Annotated in this window: 21 protein-coding genes, 1 other RNA gene and 1 pseudogene; 9 read left to right on the forward strand and 14 right to left on the reverse strand. The window is 46.3% G+C overall.

The features are described from left to right. Positions 1 to 25: 25 nt before the first annotated feature. The 7 genes from AC6F33_RS10990 to AC6F33_RS11020 are packed head-to-tail and all read left to right on the forward strand — an operon-like array spanning position 26 to position 5,911. Positions 26 to 1,060 (forward strand): type IV pilus twitching motility protein PilT, encoded by a 1,035-nt coding sequence (locus tag AC6F33_RS10990; RefSeq protein ID WP_255745518.1) that lies wholly within the window; start codon positions 26 to 28, stop codon positions 1,058 to 1,060. Between the two features lie 4 nt (positions 1,061 to 1,064). Beyond that, positions 1,065 to 2,273, forward strand: coding sequence for a type II secretion system F family protein (locus AC6F33_RS10995; protein WP_500777100.1), 1,209 nt, complete (start codon positions 1,065 to 1,067; stop codon positions 2,271 to 2,273). Between the two features lie 19 nt (positions 2,274 to 2,292). After that, the gene (locus AC6F33_RS11000) at positions 2,293 to 2,766 is read left to right on the forward strand and encodes a prepilin-type N-terminal cleavage/methylation domain-containing protein (RefSeq protein WP_500777101.1); all 474 of its coding nucleotides are present in this window, start codon (positions 2,293 to 2,295) and stop codon (positions 2,764 to 2,766) included. A 10-nt stretch (positions 2,767 to 2,776) separates the two neighbouring features. Then, on the forward strand, positions 2,777 to 3,532 hold the full coding sequence (locus tag AC6F33_RS11005; protein ID WP_500777102.1) for a prepilin peptidase: 756 nt from the start codon (positions 2,777 to 2,779) through the stop codon (positions 3,530 to 3,532). Positions 3,533 to 3,549: 17 nt separating this feature from the next. Further along, positions 3,550 to 4,500 carry a type IV pilus biogenesis protein PilM gene (gene pilM, locus AC6F33_RS11010; RefSeq protein ID WP_500777103.1) on the forward strand — a complete coding sequence of 317 codons (951 nt, stop codon included), beginning with the start codon at positions 3,550 to 3,552 and terminating at the stop codon, positions 4,498 to 4,500. Next, positions 4,497 to 5,069, forward strand: coding sequence for a PilN domain-containing protein (locus tag AC6F33_RS11015; protein WP_500777104.1), 573 nt, complete (start codon positions 4,497 to 4,499; stop codon positions 5,067 to 5,069). The genes pilM and AC6F33_RS11015 overlap by 4 nt, the downstream gene beginning before the upstream one ends. A 2-nt stretch (positions 5,070 to 5,071) precedes the next feature. After that, a complete protein-coding gene (locus tag AC6F33_RS11020; RefSeq protein ID WP_500777105.1) occupies positions 5,072 to 5,911 on the forward strand; it encodes a hypothetical protein in 840 nt (279 codons plus the stop codon). A gap of 542 nt (positions 5,912 to 6,453) precedes the next feature. Here the strand turns inward: AC6F33_RS11020 and ssrS are convergent. The 10 genes and pseudogenes from ssrS to AC6F33_RS11070 all read right to left on the reverse strand — a co-directional run bounded on the left by ssrS (position 6,454) and on the right by AC6F33_RS11070 (position 19,083). Further along, positions 6,454 to 6,639: non-coding RNA, 6S RNA (gene ssrS / locus AC6F33_RS11025), on the reverse strand. A gap of 76 nt (positions 6,640 to 6,715) precedes the next feature. Continuing rightward, complete coding sequence (gene aspS, locus AC6F33_RS11030) at positions 6,716 to 8,488, reverse strand: aspartate--tRNA ligase (RefSeq protein ID WP_480948381.1); 1,773 nt, start codon at positions 8,486 to 8,488, stop codon at positions 6,716 to 6,718. A 23-nt stretch (positions 8,489 to 8,511) separates the two neighbouring features. Then, a complete protein-coding gene (gene hisS / locus AC6F33_RS11035) occupies positions 8,512 to 9,774 on the reverse strand; it encodes a histidine--tRNA ligase (RefSeq protein WP_480948382.1) in 1,263 nt (420 codons plus the stop codon). Between the two features lie 448 nt (positions 9,775 to 10,222). Next, complete coding sequence (gene dtd, locus AC6F33_RS11040; RefSeq protein WP_500777106.1) at positions 10,223 to 10,669, reverse strand: D-aminoacyl-tRNA deacylase; 447 nt, start codon at positions 10,667 to 10,669, stop codon at positions 10,223 to 10,225. A gap of 17 nt (positions 10,670 to 10,686) precedes the next feature. Further along, on the reverse strand, positions 10,687 to 12,891 hold the full coding sequence (locus tag AC6F33_RS11045; RefSeq protein ID WP_500777107.1) for a RelA/SpoT family protein: 2,205 nt from the start codon (positions 12,889 to 12,891) through the stop codon (positions 10,687 to 10,689). A 246-nt stretch (positions 12,892 to 13,137) separates the two neighbouring features. Beyond that, entirely contained in the window at positions 13,138 to 13,650 is a 513-nt protein-coding gene (locus tag AC6F33_RS11050) for an adenine phosphoribosyltransferase (protein ID WP_480948385.1), read from the reverse strand. A gap of 78 nt (positions 13,651 to 13,728) precedes the next feature. Beyond that, a complete protein-coding gene (recJ, locus tag AC6F33_RS11055) occupies positions 13,729 to 16,056 on the reverse strand; it encodes a single-stranded-DNA-specific exonuclease RecJ (protein WP_500777108.1) in 2,328 nt (775 codons plus the stop codon). A gap of 47 nt (positions 16,057 to 16,103) precedes the next feature. Continuing rightward, positions 16,104 to 16,448, reverse strand: a complete 345-nt coding sequence (locus AC6F33_RS11060) for a LapA family protein (protein WP_255745540.1) — start codon at positions 16,446 to 16,448, stop codon at positions 16,104 to 16,106. A gap of 30 nt (positions 16,449 to 16,478) precedes the next feature. Beyond that, positions 16,479 to 18,720 (reverse strand): annotated as a pseudogene (gene secD / locus AC6F33_RS11065) (protein translocase subunit SecD). Positions 18,721 to 18,792: 72 nt separating this feature from the next. Next, positions 18,793 to 19,083: a post-transcriptional regulator gene (locus AC6F33_RS11070; protein ID WP_500777109.1), complete on the reverse strand. Its 291-nt coding sequence runs from the start codon at positions 19,081 to 19,083 to the stop codon at positions 18,793 to 18,795. Positions 19,084 to 19,329: 246 nt separating this feature from the next. Here AC6F33_RS11070 and spoVB point away from each other — a divergent pair, with 246 nt between their 5' ends. Further along, a complete protein-coding gene (gene spoVB, locus AC6F33_RS11075; RefSeq protein ID WP_500777110.1) occupies positions 19,330 to 20,883 on the forward strand; it encodes a stage V sporulation protein B in 1,554 nt (517 codons plus the stop codon). Here spoVB and AC6F33_RS11080 read toward each other — a convergent pair. Continuing rightward, the gene (locus AC6F33_RS11080) at positions 20,880 to 21,422 is read right to left on the reverse strand and encodes a YetF domain-containing protein (protein WP_500777111.1); all 543 of its coding nucleotides are present in this window, start codon (positions 21,420 to 21,422) and stop codon (positions 20,880 to 20,882) included. The two genes, spoVB and AC6F33_RS11080, sit on opposite strands and share 4 nt — an antisense overlap. 181 nt (positions 21,423 to 21,603) lie before the next feature. On the opposite strand from AC6F33_RS11080, the gene AC6F33_RS11085 reads away from it, so the two are divergent. After that, the gene (locus AC6F33_RS11085) at positions 21,604 to 21,981 is read left to right on the forward strand and encodes a TIGR04086 family membrane protein (RefSeq protein ID WP_500777112.1); all 378 of its coding nucleotides are present in this window, start codon (positions 21,604 to 21,606) and stop codon (positions 21,979 to 21,981) included. Positions 21,982 to 22,030: 49 nt separating this feature from the next. Here the strand turns inward: AC6F33_RS11085 and yajC are convergent, their stop codons facing one another. From yajC to queA, 3 genes are read right to left on the reverse strand one after another with little or no spacing between them, the layout of a single operon-like run. Next, positions 22,031 to 22,318, reverse strand: coding sequence for a preprotein translocase subunit YajC (gene yajC, locus AC6F33_RS11090; protein ID WP_500778157.1), 288 nt, complete (start codon positions 22,316 to 22,318; stop codon positions 22,031 to 22,033). 30 nt (positions 22,319 to 22,348) lie between these two features. After that, positions 22,349 to 23,494: a tRNA guanosine(34) transglycosylase Tgt gene (gene tgt, locus AC6F33_RS11095; protein ID WP_255745549.1), complete on the reverse strand. Its 1,146-nt coding sequence runs from the start codon at positions 23,492 to 23,494 to the stop codon at positions 22,349 to 22,351. Then, a complete protein-coding gene (gene queA / locus AC6F33_RS11100) occupies positions 23,494 to 24,537 on the reverse strand; it encodes a tRNA preQ1(34) S-adenosylmethionine ribosyltransferase-isomerase QueA (protein WP_255745551.1) in 1,044 nt (347 codons plus the stop codon). Before queA ends, tgt begins: the two co-directional genes overlap by 1 nt. Between the last annotated feature and the right edge of the window lie 34 nt (positions 24,538 to 24,571).

The following is a 24,571-nucleotide window of genomic DNA, read 5'->3' on the forward strand; positions in this document are numbered from 1 at the left end:
TTTCTAGTAGAAGAGGTATTGGATCATGATCGATTTTCTAAAGGAATGTCTTTCCATCGCCTGCACACGCGGTGCCTCAGATTTGCATATTTCCGTCGGCATTCCGCCGACCATCCGCCTGAACGGTGAATTAATGGCACTTGATAAACCCAATGTCAAACCGGCCGATACGGAAGAAATGGTGCGTGCCATCCTATCCAAGCCGCAAATGGACAAGCTTGAGGAACATGGTGAACTCGATTTTTCGTTCAGCATTCCGAGATTATCTCGTTTCAGAGTCAATGCGTTCAGACAGCGTTCATGTTACAGTCTCGCATTCCGTGTGATCCCGCAGACAGTGCCGAATCTAGCATCCTTACAGCTTCCTGAAGTGCTGACCTCGCTGTGTCAACGTCCGCATGGTTTGTTCTTGGTCACCGGACCGACCGGCAGCGGGAAATCAACAACGCTGGCCGCGCTTGTCGATGATATGAACCGCACCATGCGGCGTCACATCATCACCTTGGAAGATCCGATTGAGTATTTACACCGACATGATCGCTGCATCATTCAGCAACGGGAAATCGGTAATGACACGCATTCGTTTGCTCTTGGGTTACGCTCCGCATTGCGTGAAGATCCAGACGTCATTCTAGTCGGCGAAATGCGTGATCTCGAAACCATTCGCACAGCATTGACAGCGGCAGAAACCGGTCACCTAGTACTCGCGACCCTGCATACAAATGACGCAGTGTCCACAATCGACCGAATCATTGACGTCTTCCCTGCCGAGCAGCAAGGACAGATTCGTATCCAGCTCGCAGCTGAACTCGTATCTGTCGTTTCACAGCGTCTGTTCCCAACACCGGATCATAGCGGGCGGCGTGTCGCAACCGAAGTAATGATCAATAATAAAGCGATCAGTCATTTGATTCGTGAAAAGAAAATCTATCAGATTCCGAGTGTGATTCAGGTCAACCGCGCGCAGGGTATGCAAACGATGGCTTCCTGTGTTCAAGATATGCTGACACGACGCGAAATCGCAAGTGAATCTGTGGAAACATTTCTATTAAGGGGGTGAGCACATGCCGCTCTTTGATTATGTCGGTTCGAATTCGCAAGGCAAATCAAAAAAAGGACGCATCACAGCATCAACAAGGCAGGATGCTCTGCTTGAAATTGCCAAACAGGGTTTGGTGATCCGTTCCATTCATGAACACAACGACTCCATTTGGTACAAAGAACTGTCGGTTGGTCAGCGCGTCAAGCTGCAGGATAAAGTTGTGTTTCTGAGACAATTTGCGACGATTATCAAAGCCGGTGTTACCGTATCCGATGCGCTTGATATTCTGACTGACCAGGAAGAGAAGAACAAATACTTTAAACAAGTGATCATGGAAATGGCCACTAATTTGCGTGAAGGCCAGACGCTTTCTCAAGCGTTTGAAAATCAATCGAAAATTTTCAGCCCAATGATCATCCATATGATTCGTGCCGGTGAAGGCAGCGGCCGTTTGGAGGAAAGTTTGGATCATCTTGCCACTTACTATGAACGTCAGCACAAATCGAAGCAGAAAATGTCAACAGCAATGGTTTACCCTGCGTTTGTTTTCATGATGTCGATTGGCGTCGTTCTCTTTCTCTTAACGTCGATTATTCCGATGTTTCGTTCGATGTTCGCCAGTCTGCACACCGAGCTGCCGCTCATCACACGTGTCATTTTGACAATAAGTGACTGGCTTCGCTCCTATTGGTATGTGTTGTTCGTTTTAGTCGTCGGATTGGTGATATTTGTCATAGCTGCATTTAAAAATAAATCTAGTAAATTAAGACTAGATTATGCTATAATCAAACTGCCTTTAATAGGTACTATAGTCTATAAAGGTGAGCTTTCGCGGTTGCTGTGGATGCTGGCTCTGCTGCTTTCAAGCTCAGTCCCTGTCATCGATGCATTACACTCAATCGAGAAGATCACATCGAATCTTGCCATTCGGCAGGCGATACATAATGTCGCTCAGGCACTCGATTTCGGTCGGCCATTGTCGGAATCTTTTCAGGAAGAAAAGATCTTTCCTTCCATGGTTCATCACATGACCGCCATCGGCGAAAAAACCGGTATGCTCGATCAAATGCTGAACAGCGTCGCCAAGTATTACGAGGACGATGTAGAACAGCTGACCGAGCGTATGAAAGTGCTCATCGAACCTCTTGTGATCCTATTCCTTGCCGTTGTCGTTGGCTTCATCGTCCTTGCGATTATCATACCTATGTTCCAAATCTATCAAAACGTTTAACTTAATAGGGGGAAAAACCATGCTCAAAAAGATTATGCAGAAAGCAAACGCAAAAAAGAAAGACCAGAAAGGCTTCACCTTGATCGAACTCTTGGCCGTTATCGTTATTCTTGCTATTTTAGCTGCGATTGCAATTCCTAGTATCGTGTCTATAATTAGCAAACAGAATGATAAAGCAAAGGTTCAGGATGCAATTACAGTTATACATGCTGCGAAATTATTTGTAGCTGATCATAATGTTGATGGGACAGCAGTTGTTACTATTAAAAAAGCCACTGCCGGAACAGACGAGGCGGCTTCAAATATCTCTGCTTCCGAAGGCTGGGGAGATTATGCGAGCAAATCTACGGAAGAACTGTCGGATGAAATTGTTGTTCATTATACGCCAGCCACCCAAAAATACACTATTGATGATGGCGAACTTGCTAACATAGATGGTATTTCTGATGGATCTAGCGTTGAAGAAAACACTTTGATTAATTTTAATAAATAAGTTGATCAAGATGTTAATACTTTCTAATGTGTATATTTTCCTCCTAGGCCTCGTCCTAGGCTCTTTCTACAACGTCGTCGGTTTGCGCGTTCCCGCAAACCAGTCAATCATTACGCCGCCTTCGCACTGTCCGTCGTGTGGGCGGCGTTTGACTATCCTGGATTTGGTTCCTGTGTTTTCCTACATCTTTTTAGGAGGAAAATGCCGGACATGCCATAGCAAAATTTCGCCGATCTATCCGATTATCGAGGCAGCGACAGGCTTTTTGTTCCTGTTCAGCTTTCTTCGAGCGACCTCGATCGAAGAAATGCTTTGCGGTTGGCTGCTTGTCTCATTGCTGATGATCGTGCTCGTATCCGATCTGGAATACATGTTGATTCCGGATAAGATCCTGATGTTTTTCCTGCCGTTGTTTGCGGCATTCCGTATCCTTTACCACACAGATCCATGGTGGGATGCGCTTGCCGGAATGGGCGCCGGATTCGCCCTGCTCGCGCTGATCGCTTTAATCAGCCGAGGCGGAATGGGCGGCGGCGATGTGAAGCTCTTTGCAGTCATGGGGCTACTCGTCGGCATGAAGCTCGTAATTCTTGGCTTCTTCCTTTCCACCTTTTTCGGTGCGGTAATCGGGATCGGCGGTCTGCTTCTTGGCTTCATTAAGCGACGCCAACCGGTACCTTTTGTTCCTTTTATCGTCTTAGGCATGGTGACAAGCTTTTTCTTTGGTGATCAGTTGATCGCCTTTTATCTGAATTTAATCTTCTAACATTAGGAATGATGTCTGTGTTTGAAAAATGGTTGCAACTATTCCAATCTCACTCCAGCGTCGGATTGACGATCACGGATTACTCGATCCGAATGGTCGTTTTTCGCGGCTCAACGGATGATCCCTCTCGTCTTGATTACTGGGAAGAGTGGCTTCAGCCCGGCGTTGTTGAAAACGGCCGCGTGAAGGATGAACAAGCGTTCACGGACCAGCTCAAAGATATCGTTCATGCGCTTAAAGCTAAAGGGAGGAGAACGTACTTCGCGATTCCTTCCTCTCAACTTATCCTGAGACAGCTCGATTTCCCAGGGATTAAATCGGATTCCGAGTTGCAGAATCACTTTTTTATTGAAATCGGCAACAAGATTCAGCTCCCCTTTGAGCAAGCGGTCTTCGACTTCCATGTCATCAGCCGAGCGGCAACGGGAACGAAGGTTTTGCTCATTGCGGCTCCTGAAGCTGTGGTCTTGCAGTATCGCAAGCTTCAAGCGAATGCCGGATTGAATCCGGTGAATGCCGAATTCAGTGCGCTCGGAACTGATCGTTGGATCCAGCACTACTCCCCGCAAATTGCTGAGAAGCAGCGGATGTATGTACAGCTGGAAAAGGAGGCACTTTATGTGTCGATTTTTCAAGAGGATATCCCAATGTTCGTCCGTCAGGTCAGCCTAAAAGGTCCGGACAACCAGTCTGTTGATGACAGCTTCTATCTTAATGCGGCAACCGAAATCGAACGTATGCTGAATTTCTATCAATATAGCGTCCGTAAAGGCGAGGACGAAGTCGCGTTCATTTATCTGCTTGGTGACAGTGAGCGCACCGACAAGCTGCAGTCCGTGTTATCGGGGATGGTGTCTCAAGAGGTGAAGTCCCTTCATTTTGACCGTGAAAAGTTTAATTATCCGGAGAATATGGATGCCGCATGTATCCCTGCGATTGGCCTTGCCATGAAGGAGGGCATGAGATGATCGACATTAATCTCCTACCCTATGAACAAAAAGCCTCCAAAAGCATGATCTGGTTCGCCGTCACTTTCGGAACCTTCTGCCTTGCCGGACTGATCACATTAGGTGTGTACAGCTGGCAGCTCAATGGCGAGCTTCAGAATGTCCAGAAACAGGAAGCCACCTGGAAGGCACGTGCGGAAAAGAAAGCTGCACTTAAAGAAACCGAAGTAAGCACCAAGCCGACTCCTGCAGATGCGGTCAATGAGATTCAATTGAGCAGATTTGCCGTTTTTCCATCCTGGGTATTGATGGAAAAACAGCTTCCCAAGAACGGTACGATTACCAACATTGACTATGATTCAACCGGGAACATGGAGATTACCGGTGAATTTGCTCATTTTGCTGATATTCAGCCGTTTATTGAGAAGCTCAGGAAACAAAACTACTTCTCAAATGTTGTAACGACCAAAATCAATCAATTGGATTCATCAAGCAATGTTTTGGTTTACACACAGCGTGATGCCTATCAGCTCACGTTTACCATGCGTACGGATGCAAATCTTTCAATTAACCAGAAAAAGGATCAATGACTATGAATAAAACAGCGTTCATCAGCATCCTATCGGTAATCATTGTCCTAAGCGGTTTTACCTTCTTTTATTTCTTGAAAATAATGCCTGCTCAGGACAAAATCAGCTTCGCAAAAACCAACATCCATATGTACCAGGAGACGGTTGCGGCCAATCAGAAGAAGCTTGCCGAGCAAAAAAAAGCATTAGCAGATAAAAAGAAGCAGGCGGAAAAAGAGGAGAAGCTTGGCCAAAAAGTCGATAACTCCATTCTTCCGAAGAATCCGGATGTAGAGCCCTTCTTTACAACAGCGCAAAAAAAAGCAGCTTCTATGGGAGTTACCTTCATATCTGTTGAGAAAAGCAATGATGATACAGGAGATGGTTCTTCGGACAGCTCCTCTTCTTCAGATCAATCAAGCAGCTCAGACAACAGCAGTAGCGCTGCTGCAAGTAGCGACAGTAAAAGCAGTACAGAAAAAGAGTCCAATGATAAAATTGATCCGGATAAACTATTAAAGTCGAATACATACCAAGTGAGCTTACAATCACTAAGCGACTTCCAGCTCTACGTCTTTGTCGGCTATTTGGAGACACAGAAGCGATTAGTCGTTATTAATAAGGTAACCTCCAGTCGCATTAACAATGACAGCAGCTCAAGTGATGCTTCGTCTTCAATTGACAGCCAAACAAACGTACAGGCGAGCACTGATGGTTCAGATGATCAAACAAGCAGTGCTGATGCAAGCAGTCAGACGGATGCATCATCAGCACAGTCCGACAGCAGCAGTTCCAGTATCCCAACCATCGAAGCAAACTATCAAATGGTACTATCAATTACGATCTACTCTGCAAAGAAATAAAATTAACCAGATTTAATACGGAAGGAAGGCTAAATATAAATATTTAGCCTTCCTTCTATTTATTAGCATCCAATTGCAGCTATATATCAGATTACTGCATCATAGTGACGCACTGCACAGCAACTTTTAGCGTATTGTTCGGTAATGTTTTCTCTCTCTTAGGTTGAACTTTCCTGGGATTAGGTTCAACTTTTCATTCATTAGGTTTAACTTCTATTCTTCGGTTTAACTTTTCCTCTCTTAGGTTGAACTTTCCTGAGATTGGGTTCAACTTTTCATTCGTTAGGTTGAACTTCTATTCTTCGGTTTAACTTTTTGTCCATTGGGTTGAACTTCTTCTCACTTCGGTTGAACTTTGCAGGAATTGGGTCTAACTTTTCGGCGTTCGATCTAACTCCTTCTTTCTGGTTCAATTTTCCCTGTTCTATCATGGTTTCTCATCGATTTATGAATATCCCTTTTTAAGTTATTTAAAACAGCAAAAAAGCCGAAACCTAGACATTGCTGCCCGCGGTTTCGGCTTTATTTTCTCATTAAATAAAAAAAATCCCAAACGTGCCGTTGCAAAGCCGCAGTTTTGAAACCCGCACTTATAGGCAGGTGGGTGCCCTGTTCCACAGTTTGCGAGTCCCTAACTAGGGCATGCGCTCCGAGTGAAAACATCGGACTCCCGATCAAAATATGTTCGGTCAAAACATAACGACATAAGACTAACACTTCAGGATCTTTTCTTAACCTGTGTAATCATTGTAGCATATCTGTAAGCGCTTATCAAGGCAAATTAGCCTGGATCGTGTTGGCAGCTTATTTAAGAATTGCCGCAACATCAAGGTGCAGCTCACTCAATTGCGCCTGGCTGACTTCGCTTGGTGCTTTGGTCAGCACGTCGCTTGCGCTCGCCGTTTTAGGGAACGCAATGGTATCGCGCAGACTTGTACGGCCGGCGAGCAGCATAACAATACGGTCGATGCCGAGCGCCATGCCGCCATGTGGCGGAACGCCGTATTCGAAGGCATCGAGCAAGAAGCCGAATTGCTTTCTCGCGCGTTCCTCAGTGAAGCCGAGCAGCTTAAACATACGTTCCTGCATCTCAGGGTCGCTGATACGCTGCGAACCACTGCCGAGTTCGAATCCGTTCAAGACCATATCGAAGGACTGGGCACGTACGCTGCCCGGATCACTGTCAATGCGGTCGAGATCCTCAATGACTGGCATTGTAAACGGATGGTGTTCTGCTACATAACGATGCTCTTCTTCGCTGTATGCAAGCAGCGGGAAGTGTGTGACCCACAGGAAGTTGAATGCCGATTCGTCAATCAAGCCGAGCGTCTTGCCGAGATGCAGACGCAATGCTCCAAGGCTGTCGGCAACAATTTTTTTCTTGTCAGCAACGAACAACAGCAAGTCCCCTGGTTCTGCATTCGTGCGTTCGATGATTCGTGCGTTTAATGCTTCGTCAAAGAATTTCGCAATTGGACCTTTCATACCGCCTTCTTCTACCTTCAGCCAAGCAAGGCCTTTGGCGCCATATGGCGAAACGATACCGCGCAGATCCTCATCGACTTGCTTGCGTGAGAACTGGGAAGCTACACCTTTTGCGTTAATTGCTTTGACCAGGCCGCCTTTTTCCTGAACTTCCTTGAATACCTTCAGCGTGCTGTCGGCAGCAATGTCGGTCAGATCGATCAGCTTCATATCGAAGCGTGTATCCGGCTTGTCGCTGCCGTATTGATCGATGGCTTCTGCATAGGTCAGGCGTTTGAATGGCTGCGGAATATCAATGCCTTTAACATCTTTCATCACGCGGACAAGCATTTCTTCGACCATATTTTGGAACGTTTCGACTTCAAAGAACGACATTTCCATGTCAACCTGAGTAAATTCAGGCTGGCGGTCGGCGCGCAAATCCTCATCGCGGAAGCAACGGGCAATTTGGTAGTATTTTTCAATACCTGAAGCCATCAGCAGCTGTTTGAACAGCTGAGGCGATTGCGGAAGCGCGTAGAATTCGCCCGGATGGACACGGCTTGGTACAAGGTAGTCGCGTGCGCCTTCCGGAGTGCTCTTAGTCAGGATTGGTGTTTCCATATCCATAAATTCCTTTTTATCAAGAAAATCACGCAAAGTATGTGTAATTTTATTACGCATTTTAAACGTTTCCAGCATTTCCGGACGTCTGAGATCTAAGTAGCGGTATTTCAGGCGAATATCTTCGGAAGCTTCAATGTTGTCTTCGATTGGAAAAGGCGGCGTCTTTGATTTGTTCAGCAGCGTGATTTCACTGATCATAACTTCGATCGTTCCGGTCTTGATTTTTTCATTGACCGCTTCAGGATCACGCTTAACAACTTCACCTGTGACGGTGACGCAATATTCGCTGCGCAGCTTATCCCCCTTTTTCCAGGCTTCTTGGTCCACTTGAGGATTGAACACAATTTGGACAAAGCCGGATCTGTCACGCAGATCGATAAAAATGACGCCGCCTAAGTCCCTTCGTTTTTGCACCCATCCGGCCAGTGTGACCGTTTTTCCAGCAGATGCTTCGGTTAATTCACCGCAATTTGCGTTGCGATACATGGTATGACCTCCATCACTATGAATCAGATTTTTTCCTTTAGATAATCAGTTAAAGCGGCGAATGCGACTTCATCCTGAGATCCGTCGGCCATATTCTTGACGACGGCCTTTTGCGCATCCAGCTCTTCATCGCCGATAACGACAACAAATTTTGCTTTGTCGCGGTCCGCCTGTTTGAATTGGCCTTTGACCTTGCGCTCCATATAGTCTTTGTCGGCCTGCAAACCTGCCTGACGCAGCTGATTCAGTAGAACCGGCGACTTTTGTTCGGCTTTCTCGCCAATAGCGACGACGAAACAGTCAAGCGACGGATCGGAGTCAAGCGACACACCTTCGACCTCGAGTGCCAGTAATAGTCGTTCGATACTCAGTGCAAAACCGATTCCCGGTGTTTCCGGACCACCAAGCTCACTGACGAGCCCATTATAACGACCGCCGCCCATGAGCGTCGTAATGGCACCCTGACTCGCACCCATGATCTCGAACGTCGTATGGTTGTAATAATCAAGACCACGGACAAGTGTCGGATCCAGTTCATACTCAATACCCATCTCATCAAGAATCGTCTTGACCTTGGAAAAATAATCACGAGAAGCATCATTCAAATAATCAATGATCGATGGTGCAGTCGCCATCAGCGGATGATTGTGATCCGCTTTACAGTCAAGAATACGCAGCGGATTCTTCTCTAAGCGTTTCTGGCAATCCTCGCAAAACTCGCCGATTGACGGCTTAAAGTGAGCAATCAGTGCTTCATGGTGGGCGGCACGGCTTTCCGGATCGCCTAAACTATTCAGAACAAGCTTCAAATTCTTCAATCCGAGCTTCCGGTAAAAAGTCAGAGCAAGTGCAATGATTTCAGCATCAATTGACGGATCCGCTGATCCAAGCGCTTCACAGCCAAACTGAGTAAATTGACGGTTGCGCCCCGCCTGCGGACGTTCGTAGCGGAACATTGGCCCGATATAATACAATTTTTGCGGCTGGCTCGGCATTCCAAACAGTTTGTGTTCGACATAAGCGCGCACAAATGATGCCGTTCCCTCCGGCCTTAACGTTAAATCACGATCACCGCGATCCTTAAAGCTGTACATTTCTTTCTGCACAATGTCGGTTGTATCGCCAACGCCGCGCTGGAAAAGATCTGTAGACTCAAAGATCGGGGTTCTCATTTCCCTATAATTGAATAATGCGCAGACATCTCGTGCAACAGCTTCGATTTTCTGCCACTTAAAAGCGTCTTCCGGCAGAACATCGTATGTTCCGCGGGGAATTTTAATCGTCACAAGAGTTCCTCCTTCAACAGTTATCGCGATCGCTGCAACAATCATCGCAGGATCCGGTTCATCCTTAATTTCTCTCTTCACACATTAACATTAAATGATTGCTGATAAAATAAAAGCCCTTGTCCATCGGTAAGCCGACAGACAAGGGACGAATGAGCTTCGTGGTGCCACCCTCATTTGAAGCATAAACATGCTTCCTCTGAATGCCGGTTAACGCCCGGGTTACGGCTCTTCCTACTAATCGCATAAATTACCGACGTTCAGAAAAACGCCTCAGGAGTGTCTGTTTCCAGGAATATCTGCCGGCATCTTCCAGCCTGTGAATGCCTTCTCTTATTGGCTGATTTATCCCGAAACCTCTCCATCACTGGCTTTGTTCGTTCTTCTATACTACGTATCTTCACAAAAAATGTCAAGGTTTAGCGAAAACTTTTGCACACTGATTTGATTAATGGTTTTTACTTTCAACAATCAGCGTAACCGGACCATCGTTCACGAGCGAGACCGCCATGTCCGCACCGAAAATGCCTGTTTCAACATGAAGTCCATGTGCTCTCAGCTTATCATTAAACGCCTCATAGAGAGGCTCAGCAATCTCCGGACGGGCCGCTTCGATGAAGCTCGGACGTCTGCCCTTCGATACGTCACCGTAGAGCGTGAATTGAGAGACAGACAGAACAGCTCCTTCAGTGTCCATGATCGACCGGTTCATTTTGCCTCCGTCGTCCTCAAAGATGCGCAAAGCGGACAGTTTATCAGTAACGTACTGAAGATCATCTTCTGTATCGCCGGTTTTAATGCCTACTAAGAGGAGCAGACCGGCGTCTATTTTCCCTACCGTTTTCCCATTGATGTCCACCTTAGCACATTTTACCCGCTGCAAAACAACTCTCATTTGGAATCCGTCCTTTTCTATTGCATCACACGGCGAACCGAATAGATATCGGGAATTCGCTTGATTTTCTCAACCACTCGATATAAATGATCGATATTCGTGATCGCGATCGTCATGTTAATCGTTGCGACCTTGTTTTTATCGGCACGCCCGGAAATACCATTAATGGCCGTATGTGAATCGGAAACGCATTGCAACACTTCATTGAGCAGGCCGTTCCGGTCAAAGGCGGTTACCTCAATATCGACATTGTATTCCTTCGATCGTGATTCATTGCTCTCCCATTCGACTTTCATCAGGCGCTGTTCCTCTTCATTTTTGATATTCGGACAGTCTACCCGATGAATGGTAACACCTCGGCCACGTGTAATATAGCCGACAATGGCGTCACCCGGCACCGGATTGCAACAGCGTGCGAGGCGTACAAGCAAATTATCGACACCTTTAACACGCACACCAAGCGACGTCTTCCGGTGTTGATTCGTGTTCGGCTTTTGTTCGGACAGCTGTTTCATCCGTTCCTCTGCGTCTGTTGATTCGGGAGCCTTGTGCTCATCCTCTGTGAGACGAGTAACGACCTGTTTCGCTGTAATCCCGTTGTAGCCGATCGCGGCAAACAGCTCGTTTTCATGCGAAAAATTAAACTTTTTCGCCACAGCAGTGATTTTATCTTCAGTCAGATTATCCTTTATGCTGACATTCTGACTGCGGCATTCTTTTTCAAGCATCTCACGTCCCTTCGCCACATTTTCCTGGCGTTGCTGACGCTTGAACCACTGTCTGATCTTATTCTTTACAGCGGAGCTTTGAGCGATCTTCAGCCAATCGCGGCTTGGTCCGTAGGAATGATTCGAAGTCATGACTTCGACAATATCACCGGTTTTCAGTCTGTAATCCAGCGGAACCATCTTGCCATTGACACGCGCGCCAACCGTTTTGTTCCCAATCTCAGTATGAATTCGATATGCGAAATCAATCGGCACCGACCCAACCGGAAGCTCGATCACATCACCCTTAGGTGTGAACACAAATACAGTGTCTGAAAATAAGTCCATTTTCAGAGACTCCATAAATTCCTTAGCATCATCGGTTTCATTCTGGTATTCGAGTATTTCACGGAACCAAGTGAGCTTGTCCTCAAACTTGTTATTGATGTTTCGAACCTTGCCCTCTTTATACGCCCAGTGCGCCGCAATTCCGTATTCCGCAACGTCGTGCATTTCCTCAGTTCGGATCTGAACCTCAAGCGGATCACCTTTAGGCCCGATTACGGTCGTATGGAGCGACTGATACATATTGGTTTTCGGCATGGCTATATAATCCTTGAAGCGACCGGGCATCGGCTTCCAATGGGTGTGGATAATGCCAAGGATCGCGTAGCAGTCTTTAATGCTTTTGACAATGATCCGAACCGCAAACAGATCATAAATTTCATTAAACTGTTTATGTTGATTGACCATTTTGCGATAGATGCTGTAAATATGTTTCGGGCGGCCGGATACCTCAGCATCAATATGTACAGATTTTACATACGATCTCAATCCTTCAACGACCTGAGCGATATAGGCTTCCCGTTCTTCGCGTTTTTGTTTCATCAAATTAACAATTTTATAATATTGCTGCGGTTTCAAATAACGAAGCGAAATATCCTCAAGCTCCCATTTAATTGCGGAAATACCGAGTCGATTGGCGAGCGGCGCATAGATCTCCAAGGTTTCATTCGCTTTTTGAATTTGCTTCTCTGGGCTCATATATTTCAATGTACGCATATTGTGCAGCCGGTCGGCAAGCTTCACGATGACGCAGCGCAAATCACGTGCCATAGCAACGAACATTTTGCGGTGGTTCTCCGCCTGCTGATCTTCTTTTGAGGTATATTCAAAATTTCTTAACTTTGTTACTCCGTCTACAAGCTCGGCTACGTTATCTCCGAATGCTTCACGGATGTCCTCCAGCGTGACCGGCGTATCTTCTACGACGTCGTGAAGAAAGCCGCTGATTATGGTTGTGACATCCATATTTAATTGCACAAGAATACCAGCAACCTCGATCGGATGCATAATATAGGGTTCGCCCGACCGGCGGACTTGTCCCTTATGCGCGCGATCGGCAAAATGATAAGCCTCGCGAATTAATTCAATATCTTTTTTATCTAAGTAGGTTGAAGCCTGCTGTATAAGTTCTTCCATCGTCATCATATCATCACCCGTATGCAGGACCATTGCCGGTTCTGCGATCTGAATCTTTCAACCACTAAATTTAGTAATTTCAGACGAATAAGTAAAAAAAGAAGTAAGGCAGCCATTCGCCGGAGACTATGGTCCCGCACAATTGGCACCTATTAGGACTATTATCAAAGATAAAAGGATTAAAGTAAAGAGTTTACATCCATTCTGTCCATCCTGACAGCGGACAAAACACAGTGAGAAAAAGAGAGTGCCTGATTCCAGGCACTCCGGATCATCTATTTAGTATTTAATTAAGGACAGGACATCATAATCTTTAAGCAGCTTGGAGCCATTGAGCTCGGTTAATTCAATTAAGAAGGCCACACCGGCAACGACACCGCCCAATTGTTTAACCAATTTAATTGTTGCTTCAATCGTACCGCCGGTCGCAAGCAAATCATCGGTAACGAGCACACGCTGACCCGGTTTAATCGAATCCTTATGCACGCATAAAGTATCGACACCATACTCCTTTTCATAGGAAACAGTCGCAACCGCGCGCGGCAATTTGCCCGGTTTGCGGACAGGTACAAAGCCGAGTCCTAAAGAATAGGCAAGCGGTCCTCCAATAACGAATCCGCGCGCTTCCGGCCCGACAATGACTTCGGCATTCTTGCTTTTCGCGAAGACTGCTAGTTCATCAATGGCAGATCGATAGACCGGCCCTTCCTCAAGCAACGACGTAATATCTCTGAAATTAATACCTGCGGTTGGAAAATCCATAACCGACTTAATATACTTAGCATAATCCATTCTGTGCGCTCTCTCCATTTCAAAGAATAAGGTCTTTCTATTAATTGACCAATACCTATCTGAAAAAATATCATTGAATCATTTCAAAACTCGCTCATGTTTAAACTGGCCGGTGATCCACTGCTTCAGCTCGCCGATCGGCGAATAGCAGAAGCGAGCCTCCAGTTCACGTTGCATCCTCTCTTTACAATACGTTTCGGAGGACGTCAGCGGTGCTTTAACCGGAGAAGGATTCTCGGTTAGGAAACCCTTCTCTATTTTAACAAAACCAAGTTCAAAAAACACCTGGGTCATCAAAGAAATCGACTGCTCGCTCCAACCTTTATATCCTGCGATCTGTCGCATCATCGCCCGAACATCAAAAGAATGTCTTTTGCGGATCAACGCGTAATACCACACAAAGTGATCGCGTTCCGGAAATACTGAAAAGTAGTGATCTTCCGAATGATAAAAGATGCAATAAAAGCGATTAAGCTGCGGATTTTCTCCGATCACTTCTTCAAGTTGAGCTTCCTCGTTTGGAAGATCAAGAAGTGCAACAGCATCCGTTGAAATGGATATGCCGGGTTCGTATATCTTTGCTACACCTTCAAGCTGAAAATGTGCAGCGGTTTCCGGCTGAAAGGCAAGCAGTGTTACAGAATCATCAGCAAGCTGTGCCATTTTTTCATGAATGTCGCGGACGGAACGCCAATCATACACTTGAATACCCTCTACACGAAGATCACGAATCAGCAGCTGTGCTTTTCTAAAACCGTTCCATTCATTAATCCCTAACTCGCCGACTGCAGCTAAGTGATCGTTCGGTGATAGACGCGGAAGCCAGTTGCCAAATCCGAATCCGATTGCCTCAAGCTCTTTTTCGTTGCCCTTAAGCGTCACTTTCAAATGATTATTATTACGTCCAACAGCGCCCATCTTCGCCAACGGTGCCTGCTCAATTTGAAACAGCGGACGTGGATTGTCCGTACCGAATGGAGCAAGCTTCGCCAATTCCTCAATCAGCTCTACAGACAGATCGTCGACTGTGGAAATACCGTCTATGGTCAATTGAGGTACAAGGTCTTCGGGCTGAAGCACTTGATCTGCCACAGCGGCAAAAGCCTGCCGAAACGCTCCAATCTCGCTTTTCGCAACCGTCATACCCGCCGCCAACTGATGCCCGCCAAATTGAATCAGGTGACTCGATGTGTCCTTCAATCCCTGATAAAGATCGAAACCATCGATACTGCGCCCTGATCCTTTAGCAATACCGGTTTCTTTATCAATACTGAGGATGATCACAGGGCGGTAATATTTGCCGACAATTTTCGATGCCGCAATGCCGATGACACCTTGATGCCAGTTTGTTCCGGCAAGGACAAGGGCTTTATCGCCACGACTGATATATTCGGCTGCCTGTGCATCAGCCTCTTTGGCTATTCTATCTACGATTGCGCGCCGGTCCTGATTTAATGAATCAAGCTGTTCGGCAAGCGCCACCGCTTCGCTCTTATCATCAGTCAGCAGCAGTTCAAGCGCAACCCGTGCATCATCCATGCGTCCCGCGGCATTCAGCCTTGGCGCCATTTGAAAGCCGATCACATCACTGTCAACCGCGCTCGCTCCGGATGCTTTCATCTTGAGTGCGTCAATTCCCGGCAGCGATCCCTCATTCATCGTTTTTAATCCAAGATAAGCAATCAAACGATTCTCATCAACGAGAGGTACAAGGTCGGCAATGGTTCCGATGGCTGCTAATGCAATCAGTTTCTCATTAAATGCATCCGCCGGACAGATCTCTTGGGCAAGTTTAAGTGCGACTCCTGCACCGGACAACCCTTTAAAGGGATAAGGACAGTCTTTCTGCTTTGGATTGAGAATCGCAAAAGCTTCCGGAAGCTGTTCCGGCGGCTCATGATGATCGGTGATCACATAATCAATCCCCATACGCTTCGCGCATTCGGCTGGATCGCTTGCTGCGATGCCGGAATCAACAGTTATAATGAGTGTTACGCCGTCCTTCTTTGCCTGTTCAACCGCGCCTACATTAGGTCCGTAACCATCTCTGAACCGATTCGGAATATAAAATGAAACCTGTGCACCGATTGCTGTCAGCGCACGAATCAGAATCGCTGTCGATGTGACTCCGTCTGCATCATAGTCGCCAAAGACGCGGATCTGTTCACCATGAGCGACCGCTTCGGTAATACGGGCAGCGGCGTCATTCATGCCTTTCATTTTCATAGAATCATAGAATTTCATGCGCTCACAATGCAAAAAGCGCTTTGCGCGTTCAGCATCGTCAAATCCTCTGGCAACCAGTAAACGAGCTGTAATCACAGAAATATGCAGCGACTCTGAGAGCCGCTGCACCTTTTCTTCATCCACTTTTTTTATTTTCCAATGATTTTTCGATTTCAGCATCCGCCTTCGCGCTCCCTCAACAACCGGTTCCCCGCTTAGGCCGGATTTTATTTTTTCGACCGACGCCTCGCAGTCCGTGATTCACTTGATGACGTTTCACTGCCTATATCTACTTTCAAACGATCGGTATCCTCAGGGTGCAGTTCAATCATTCTTCGCAACTCACGTTCCAGCTTGCCGATTCGATGCCGCTGTTTGTAAATTGTGGAATAAGTGAACAGACCAATGAGAAGCGCCCCGATCAACACCGATCCGATGATCACAAGAATAAGTGGCAGCCGGACAACGCCGAACAGAAAGCTGAACCCCACGGTCTCCACATTAGCAATTGAAAAAAGAACAATGATCAATGTGAAAATGAGTACGAGGAGTATTCTCCACTGTTTTTTCATTTACCGGTACCTCCATTTCTCCACTGAAAATTACGCCTGAGTTTGTACGGTTCTCTTTTTCTTTCGTTGATCAAGATACTTAACCTTCATCACTGCCCATAGTGGACATGCAATACAGATTGACGAATAGACGCCGCAAATCAGTCCGACGAAGAGTGCCATCGTAAAGTTGCGGATCGATTCGCTGCCGAAGATCAGCAACAGAACAACCGGAATTAACACAGTCAGAACCGTATTTAATGATCGCGTCAGCGTTTCGCGAATACTCAAGTTAACAATCGACGAATATTCTTCAATTGTTGTGAGCCTTTTTCTGCTTAACTTGATGTTTTCACGGACACGGTCAAACGTCACAATAGTATCGTTGATCGAATAACCGACAATCGTCAGTATAGCAGGAATGATCAAGATATCGACTTCGAGGTGAAACAGGCTGAATACGGTCACGATGAAAAAGGCATCATGGATCAGCGCGAGCACCGCCGTCAGACCCTGAAGAAATTCAAAGCGGATCCACACATAGATGATGATACCGATAGAAGCCAAAATCAACGCAAACAAACCGTTCTTCGCAAGATCGCGTCCGACCTGTGGAGATACTGAGCTGACGTTCGGCTCAATACCGAATTGCGATTTGATTTTACTTTTTATTTCCGCAATCTGGTGCTGATTCAGTTCTTTATTAATTCGAACGGTCGCGATATTCTTATGCGTTCCTGAAACGACCGGACGTTCCGGATCATAGTTCATCGCGCGAAATGCCTGATCAACTTTTTCAATCGATATCGCCTGTGTACTTTGAACATCGACTCGCGTTCCGCTCGAAAAATCAATACCCAAATTAAGCTTAAAGACAAAGAGTGAAAGGATACCTACTATAATCAACGCAGAAGAAATGATAAAGAATACATTTCTATGCTTCATAAAATCAAAGTGATCGTAAAATTTATTGTAATGCTTGTAATTCATTTTCTCATTTAATTCCACGAATATCACTCCTCTTTACGCCAAACAGCCACGGATGATCATTTAGTGCACGGCTATGAACCAAGAGACCGAGCAGCAGACGGGCACCGTAAACCGACGTCAGGAAGGTAACCACGTTACTGATCAGTAGCATGACGGCAAATCCTTTGACTGCGCTGGTTCCTAAGGCGAACAGCACAGCTGCGGCAATGATCGTCGTCAGGTTGGCATCGACAACAGTCGGCAACGCACGTTGGTTCCCGGCTTTAAATGCGGAGAGTATGGATTTTCCGCCGCGCAGCTCGTCTTTAATTCGTTCAAGCGTGATGATGTTGGCATCGACTGCCATTCCTACGCCGAGGATCATCGCGGCAATGCCCGGCAGCGTGAGCACTGCTTGCAGTCCGACGAACACAGCCATAACAATGACACTGTAGAAAATCAGAGTTAAATCCGCAATCAGTCCGCCTAAACGGTAGAACAAAAGCATGAACAGCATGATGGCCGCAACGGCAAGTGCTCCGGCATAAATTGTTTCTTTCATGGAGTCTTGTCCGAATTGTGCACCGACAGAGGTCGAATATTTCTCAACCATCCGAACCGGAAGTGATCCAGAGTTCAATAGATCCTTCAGATTCGTAGCCTCTTTAGCTGTAAAGCTCCCGGTGATTTCAACATCAGAAGTATTTAGTTCTTGAGACACACTAGGAGCTGAAATGAACTTCGGTTTGCTTTTCTTCGCTTCTTTTGCGTATGAATCACCTTTTTGATAATCCATCCAGATGACCAGTTGATTGTTCGGAGCGTAACCAGCGATTTTCTTCGTCACACTGGCAAATTTCTTCGGATCCTTCAGCTGCAAAGTAACCATCGGCTTGTTCATTTCATCGAAAGCGACCTTCGCCTTGCCCGGTTTCAAATCCGATCCGTCCAACATCAGCCTGTCTTTATAATCGCGGAATTCCAGCTTCGCCGTTGTTGACAGCAGCTGGCGCGCGCGTTGCTCATTTTTCACGCCTGGAAGTTGAACACGAATTCGATGTCCGTTTTCAATCGAAATATTCGGTTCACTGACGCCGAGCACGTTGATTCGTTTATTGATTGCAGCAACCGCGTTGCTCATTGTGTCACTGTCAATTTTTTGACCTGCCTTCAGCGGTTCGACCTGATACAGCACTTCAAACCCGCCTTTAAGGTCAAGTCCCAAATTCACCCTATGTATGATGGGATTTACTGCAAAACCAATGATAATTCCCAGCACAATTAAAAGCGCAAAAAAGGAAAAAATCGGTCCTTTTTTTACCATGTTCTAAGCCTGCTCCCTTCTCTTTATCGACTCTCGTTAACTACGAAAGCTCCCCCCGCTTGCGAATCGCATTTATCTGAACAGTGAGCTGTCCATTTCATTTGAGCTGTTTTTAAATAGATCCAAGCGCAACTTGTTCATGTAATCATTCACAGTCAGCGCCATGACCGCAGCCACCACTTCATGTATTCGTCGTTCGGGTTTGTCCTCTTTCTTTTTTTCCAGAGATTCTTTAACAAATTGCCAGAATTCATCCATTTTCAAGTGATTAAGACCGAGCAATTGAAACTCATTTAATTTACTTTGCAGAAACGGCTCAATGATCGTCCGCCACTTATCCATATCATTCAATTCATCCGGCATTTCGATTCCTCCCATAAAGCCTATAATAGCATATTTGTGATTGAATACGAAACACAAAAAAACAAATGAGGCCATGCCCCTTCTCTAATAGTTCGGTCATGATGCTTATTAAATGAGCATGGCTTGTCATGCTTGGACCCTTTTGATGCATATACTCCACTATGGCCGCGAACTTTCCTTTCCAGCCGTGGTCTCTAGCCACATCATTTACTTATTTATTAATTTGCAAACAAAGGCGGGCCGCTCATGACACGACAATCTTTTTTAAAAGGCTCTTTTATATTAATGACAGCGGGTTTGATTACCCGCATTCTCGGTATGATTAACGGAATGGTTCTTGCTCGTGTAATTGGTGACGAAGGGGTCGGCCTCTTTATGATGGCGTTTCCGGCCATGCTCTTGGTCGTAACGCTTACCGAACTTGGTTTGCCGGTTGCTATATCGAAACTTGTTGCAGAGGCGCAGACATTCGGCAACTTCCGCAAAGTTAAATTGGTACTTGCCTGGTCGCTTGCCATTGTCGGATTCGTCAGCATCGTACTCACCGCAATTATGCTGATCATCATTCCGCTGTCGGCAAACTACTTATTTGCTGATATGCGCGTTATCTACCCTCTGCTTGCCATAACACCGGTGATCCCAATCGTCGCCGTAAGCTCGGTTCTGCGCGGCTATTTCCAAGGAATTCGCAACATGAAGCCGTATGCCTATTCTGGAATAGTTGAGCAAGTGGTTCGTATTTCGCTCGTCGCGACACTAGCCAACCTGTTAATGCCTTACGGAGTCGCCTATGCCGCAGCCGGTGCAATGATTGCCGGATCGGCAGGAGAATGTGCCTCGCTTCTTTATATGCTCTATGTCTTCAAACACGGCGAAGGAATAAAGATGAAAGGGCCGAAGCGAAAATCATTAAAGGGAACTCGTGAAGTTCTGCGCGACTTGCTCCGAATCGGTTTGCCGACGATGGGCAGCCGGCTCATCTCATCGCTCGGTAATTTCTTCGAACCAATGATCGTCTCACATGCGCTCGTCATCGCCGGTTACTCCATTGCCTCGTCCACACAACTTTACGGACAGCTGACCGGATACGCGATGACACTTCTGCTGCTGCCAAGCTTCATCACGCATGCCCTGCATGTTTCGCTTGTTCCTGCGATCAGCGAAGCCTATGCGCGGAAATCCTTTAATCTGATTCACTATCGTTTGAATCAAGCATTGCGCATTGCTATGCTCACCGGTGGTCTTTCCATTGTTGTCACCTACTCATTCGCCAAGCCGTTGATGAGCATTATTTACGACTCACCCGAGTCAGCTCAATTTCTCTACATTATGACGCCGTTTTTCATGATCTTTTATTTTCAAGCACCCATGCATGCCGTTCTTCAGGCACTGGATTTAGCAAAGGCGGCCATGTATAACACTTTAACAGGAGCGGTTGTCAAAACCATTATGTTGTTTGTACTCACCTGCCGGCCGGAATTCGGTATTAAAGGTACTGCACTTGCTATCTGCACTAATGTTGTTCTCGTCACCGTCCTGCACGCCGCAGTCATGTTTAAAGCCATCGGATTTTCGTTGATTATTCGGGACTACATCCGCACCTTTCTCTTAATCGCATTCTCAGGTTTCGTCGCACATCTGCTTATTCAGCGTACATTTACTGCCTGGTCGCTTTTCCCGAGAACGTTGATGTTGATCTCATTGGTAGCCGCACTCTATCTAGTACTCGCGTCTTTTCTCGGTTTGCTGCAAAAAGAACAACTGAGCCAGCTCCCGATCATCGGAAAGTGGCTCAGTTAATCATTACGCATGTATTTGTTAAGATCCATGTAGAAATTTCCCAGAGGATCCATTCTTAAATAGTTGACTTGGCGAATATTGCGATAGCCGAATTTTCTCAGCTCCTGTCTAAGCCAGAGCTGTGTCTTTCCGATTTGTTCCAGATTATCGCTCCGTACTTTTCCATTTTCAATGAGTGAGAGCCCGGGGCGAGGATGTTCATGATCGGATTGCAACGAATGATCCGGTTTCTTTTTCGGTAAGCGGAAATCAGCAGCCTTAAAATATTGAATGAGATGTTCATGAATCGACCATTTAGCGGCGAACCGATAGAGCCAAAAGCGTGATCGATAAATGAGGATCAAAATCAGAAAGGGCATGAGCAGCGGAAGCAGCGGCTTTTTCGGCATAATTACAGCCGCAACGATTAATTCGACCGCAGAGAATACAAGCGCGATTTCAAAACCCGATTGATCTGAAACTTTTTCATTCAATGACTTTCTGAATCCCATAAACATGAGCAGCGCCAAGCAAAGCATTCGAATCATCGATGTTCCCATTCTGCTCCTCCTCTCTGTATTTAGTATGAGCAAACTGAACGATTTCATGAATGGGACAGGTGTCATGTTTTTGATCTTGTCCGAATAAGATGGACTATCAGGAATCTCGATTTGTCGGGTTTCATGCGGCAATCCCAAATCCTTTATCCATAAATTCACTTATTATGTCGGAGGTGGTAAAATGTCCCGAAATTGGCTTAGTGCTGTCACATACGGAATGATTGCTGCGATCCTCATCGTCCTTGCTTCCGCGTTTCTGCTTGCTTCACTGCTGCGTTTCACAACGTTTGCAGAATCGAATGGCTCCATTCTTCCCATCGTGATCTCAATTGTCGCGCTTTTTATCGGCGGCGTGATTTCCGGATCAAAGACAAAAGAAAAAGGACTTTTGATCGGTGCCATTACCGGACTCGCTTACTGTTTGTTCAGTCTCTTCTTTCAGTATCTTGGTCTTAATCAGAGCCCAAGCCTGAATCAGTACTTATTCTTTGTCGCTAATATTGTCTCTGCTTCGCTTGGAGGCGCAATTGGCGTCAACCTTTTTGCCGGAAAGCATTAATTTGCGGATTTAAAAAAAGCGGCCATAAGCGGCCGCTTTTTTTGATTTATTATTTTTCTGTACTTTCTTCAGCAGCAGGTTCCGGTGCATTGGCCTTTTTAAGGACCGCACGGATCGCATTGCGTTCAAAAGTCAGTTTCGTACCGCCGCAGCGAAGCACTGCTGCCTGATCGTCGATCGAATCGATCGTTCCTTGAAGTCCGCCGACCGTAATCACCTTGTCGCCCTTGGACAGAGCAGATTGCATTGCTCTTGTTTCTTTAGATCTCTTTTGTTGCGGGCGAATGAGCAAAAAATAAAAAATCGCTACAAACACCAACAATGGTAACAACTGCATTAGATTCAATGAACTTCTTCCCTTCTATACTCAAAAGTTTTTAGCACCCGGTTTATTAAAACCATACGATTCAAAGAATTCCTCTCTGAATTCAAGCAGCCGGTCTTCTTTGATCGCAGATCGGACACGCTTCATTAATTTTATCAGAAAATAAAGGTTATGGTAAGTAGTTAAGCGAAATCCGAATGTTTCATTTGCTTTTACCAGATGACGGATGTACGCGCGCGAATAATTTCGGCATACCTTGCAGTCGCATGATTCATCGATCGGACCAAAGTCATGGGCAAATTTCGCATTGCGAATAACAAGCCGCCCATGCTCGGTCATGCATGTACCATTGCGCGCAATCCGAGTCGGAAGCACGCAATCGAACATGTCGATGCCACGAATGGCACCGTCAATCAGTGAATCAGGCGAACCGACGCCCATTAGATAGCGTGGCTTATCAGCAGGGAGCAGCGGAGTCGTATAGGTAAGCATTTCATTCATTTTATCCTTCGGTTCGCCAACCGACAGCCCGCCAATTGCGTAGCCTGGAAAATCAAGCGAAGTCAGTGCACGCGCCGACAGTTCGCGGAGCTCTTTATAGCCGCCGCCTTGCACGATGCCGAACAGCGCTTGACGATCGGGATTGACGTTAGCTGCCAGACAACGCTCCGCCCAACGGCTCGTACGTTCTACGGATGTCCTCATGTACTCATAGGTTGAATCAAACGGAGGACACTCGTCAAACGCCATGATAATATCCGAACCAAGCGCATTTTGGATCGCTATTGACTTTTCGGGAGACAGAAAAAGTTTCTCACCATTCAGGTGGTTGCGAAAATGCACACCTTCCTCAGAGATATCACGAAGCTTGCTTAGACTGAATACCTGGTAACCACCGGAATCAGTCAATATTCCCTGATCCCAATTCATAAAATGATGGAGACCGCCGGCTTCCTGTACTATATCTTCACCCGGGCGAAGCCAGAGATGATAGGTATTACTCAGGATGACTCCTGCACCCATCTCCTTTAGTTCTTCCGGGCTCATCGTCTTGACCGTTGCTTGTGTTCCGACCGGCATGAACATTGGCGTATCAAACGTTCCGTGTGGCGTATGGAGCTTCCCAAGTCGCGCTCCCGTTTTCTTATCTGTCTTAATTAATTCATAGGTAACTGCAGCTTGATTCATTAATGGTTAATTCCTTCCTCAATAAACATAGCATCGCCAAAGCTGAAGAAACGATACCGTTCCTTTACCGCTTCGCGATAGGCTTTCATAATGAACTCACGGCCTGTGAATGCGCTGACCAGCATGATGAGTGTCGACTTAGGTAAATGAAAATTGGTGATCATTCCGTCAATAGCGCGATATTTAAATCCTGGATAAATAAAAATATCAGTCCAGCCGGATGCTTCTTCAAACTTGCCGTCAAATTTCGCTGTTATTGTCTCTAATGTACGGATAACCGTTGTGCCGCACGCAATAATCCGTTTGCCTTCGGCGCGTGTTTTCGTCAGCCGTTCAGCGGCCTGGGCAGACATCTGATAGAATTCCGAATGCATGGTGTGTTCCTCAATCTTGTCCACCTTAACCGGGCGAAATGTGCCTAGTCCGACATGTAAGGTAATAAAAACGATGTGTATCCCTTTTTTTTCAATTTCTGCAAGCAATTCCTTCGTGAAATGCAGTCCCGCAGTCGGTGCTGCCGCAGATCCGCGATGCTTTGCATAGACAGTTTGATACAGATCAGGATCATCGAGCTGCTCTTTTATGTAAGGCGGCAGCGGCATTTTGCCAAGTGCGTCCAAGACTTCATAAAAAATTCCCTGGTAGTGAAAGGTCACAAGTCGGCGTCCCTCATCCAGCTCTTCAGTACACTCTCCGACCAGCATCCCGTCGCCGAATGAAATGCGTGCCCCTTGATGCACGCGCTTTGCCGGCTTGGCTAAGCATTCCCATGTATCTCCTTCTTTTTGTTTCAGAAGCAGCAATTCAATTTTTGCGCCGGTCTCTTCTTTATGGCCGATCAACCGTGCCGGGAGCACCTTCGTGTCATTCAGAACAAGGCAGTCGCCCGGATTTAGATAATCGATAATTTCGCTAAACGTATGGTGTGCAATTCGATCCTTGTTCGGATTCAGCACCATAAGCCGCGATGCCGCGCGATCCTTCAGTGGGGTCTGCGCAATCAATTCTTCTGGTAATTCATAATCAAAATCAGATAATTCCATTTCAGCACTCTCTTTCTTTTTATAGGAACTTCAA

It is taken from the genome of Sporolactobacillus sp. BBK16-2, assembly GCF_059878335.1.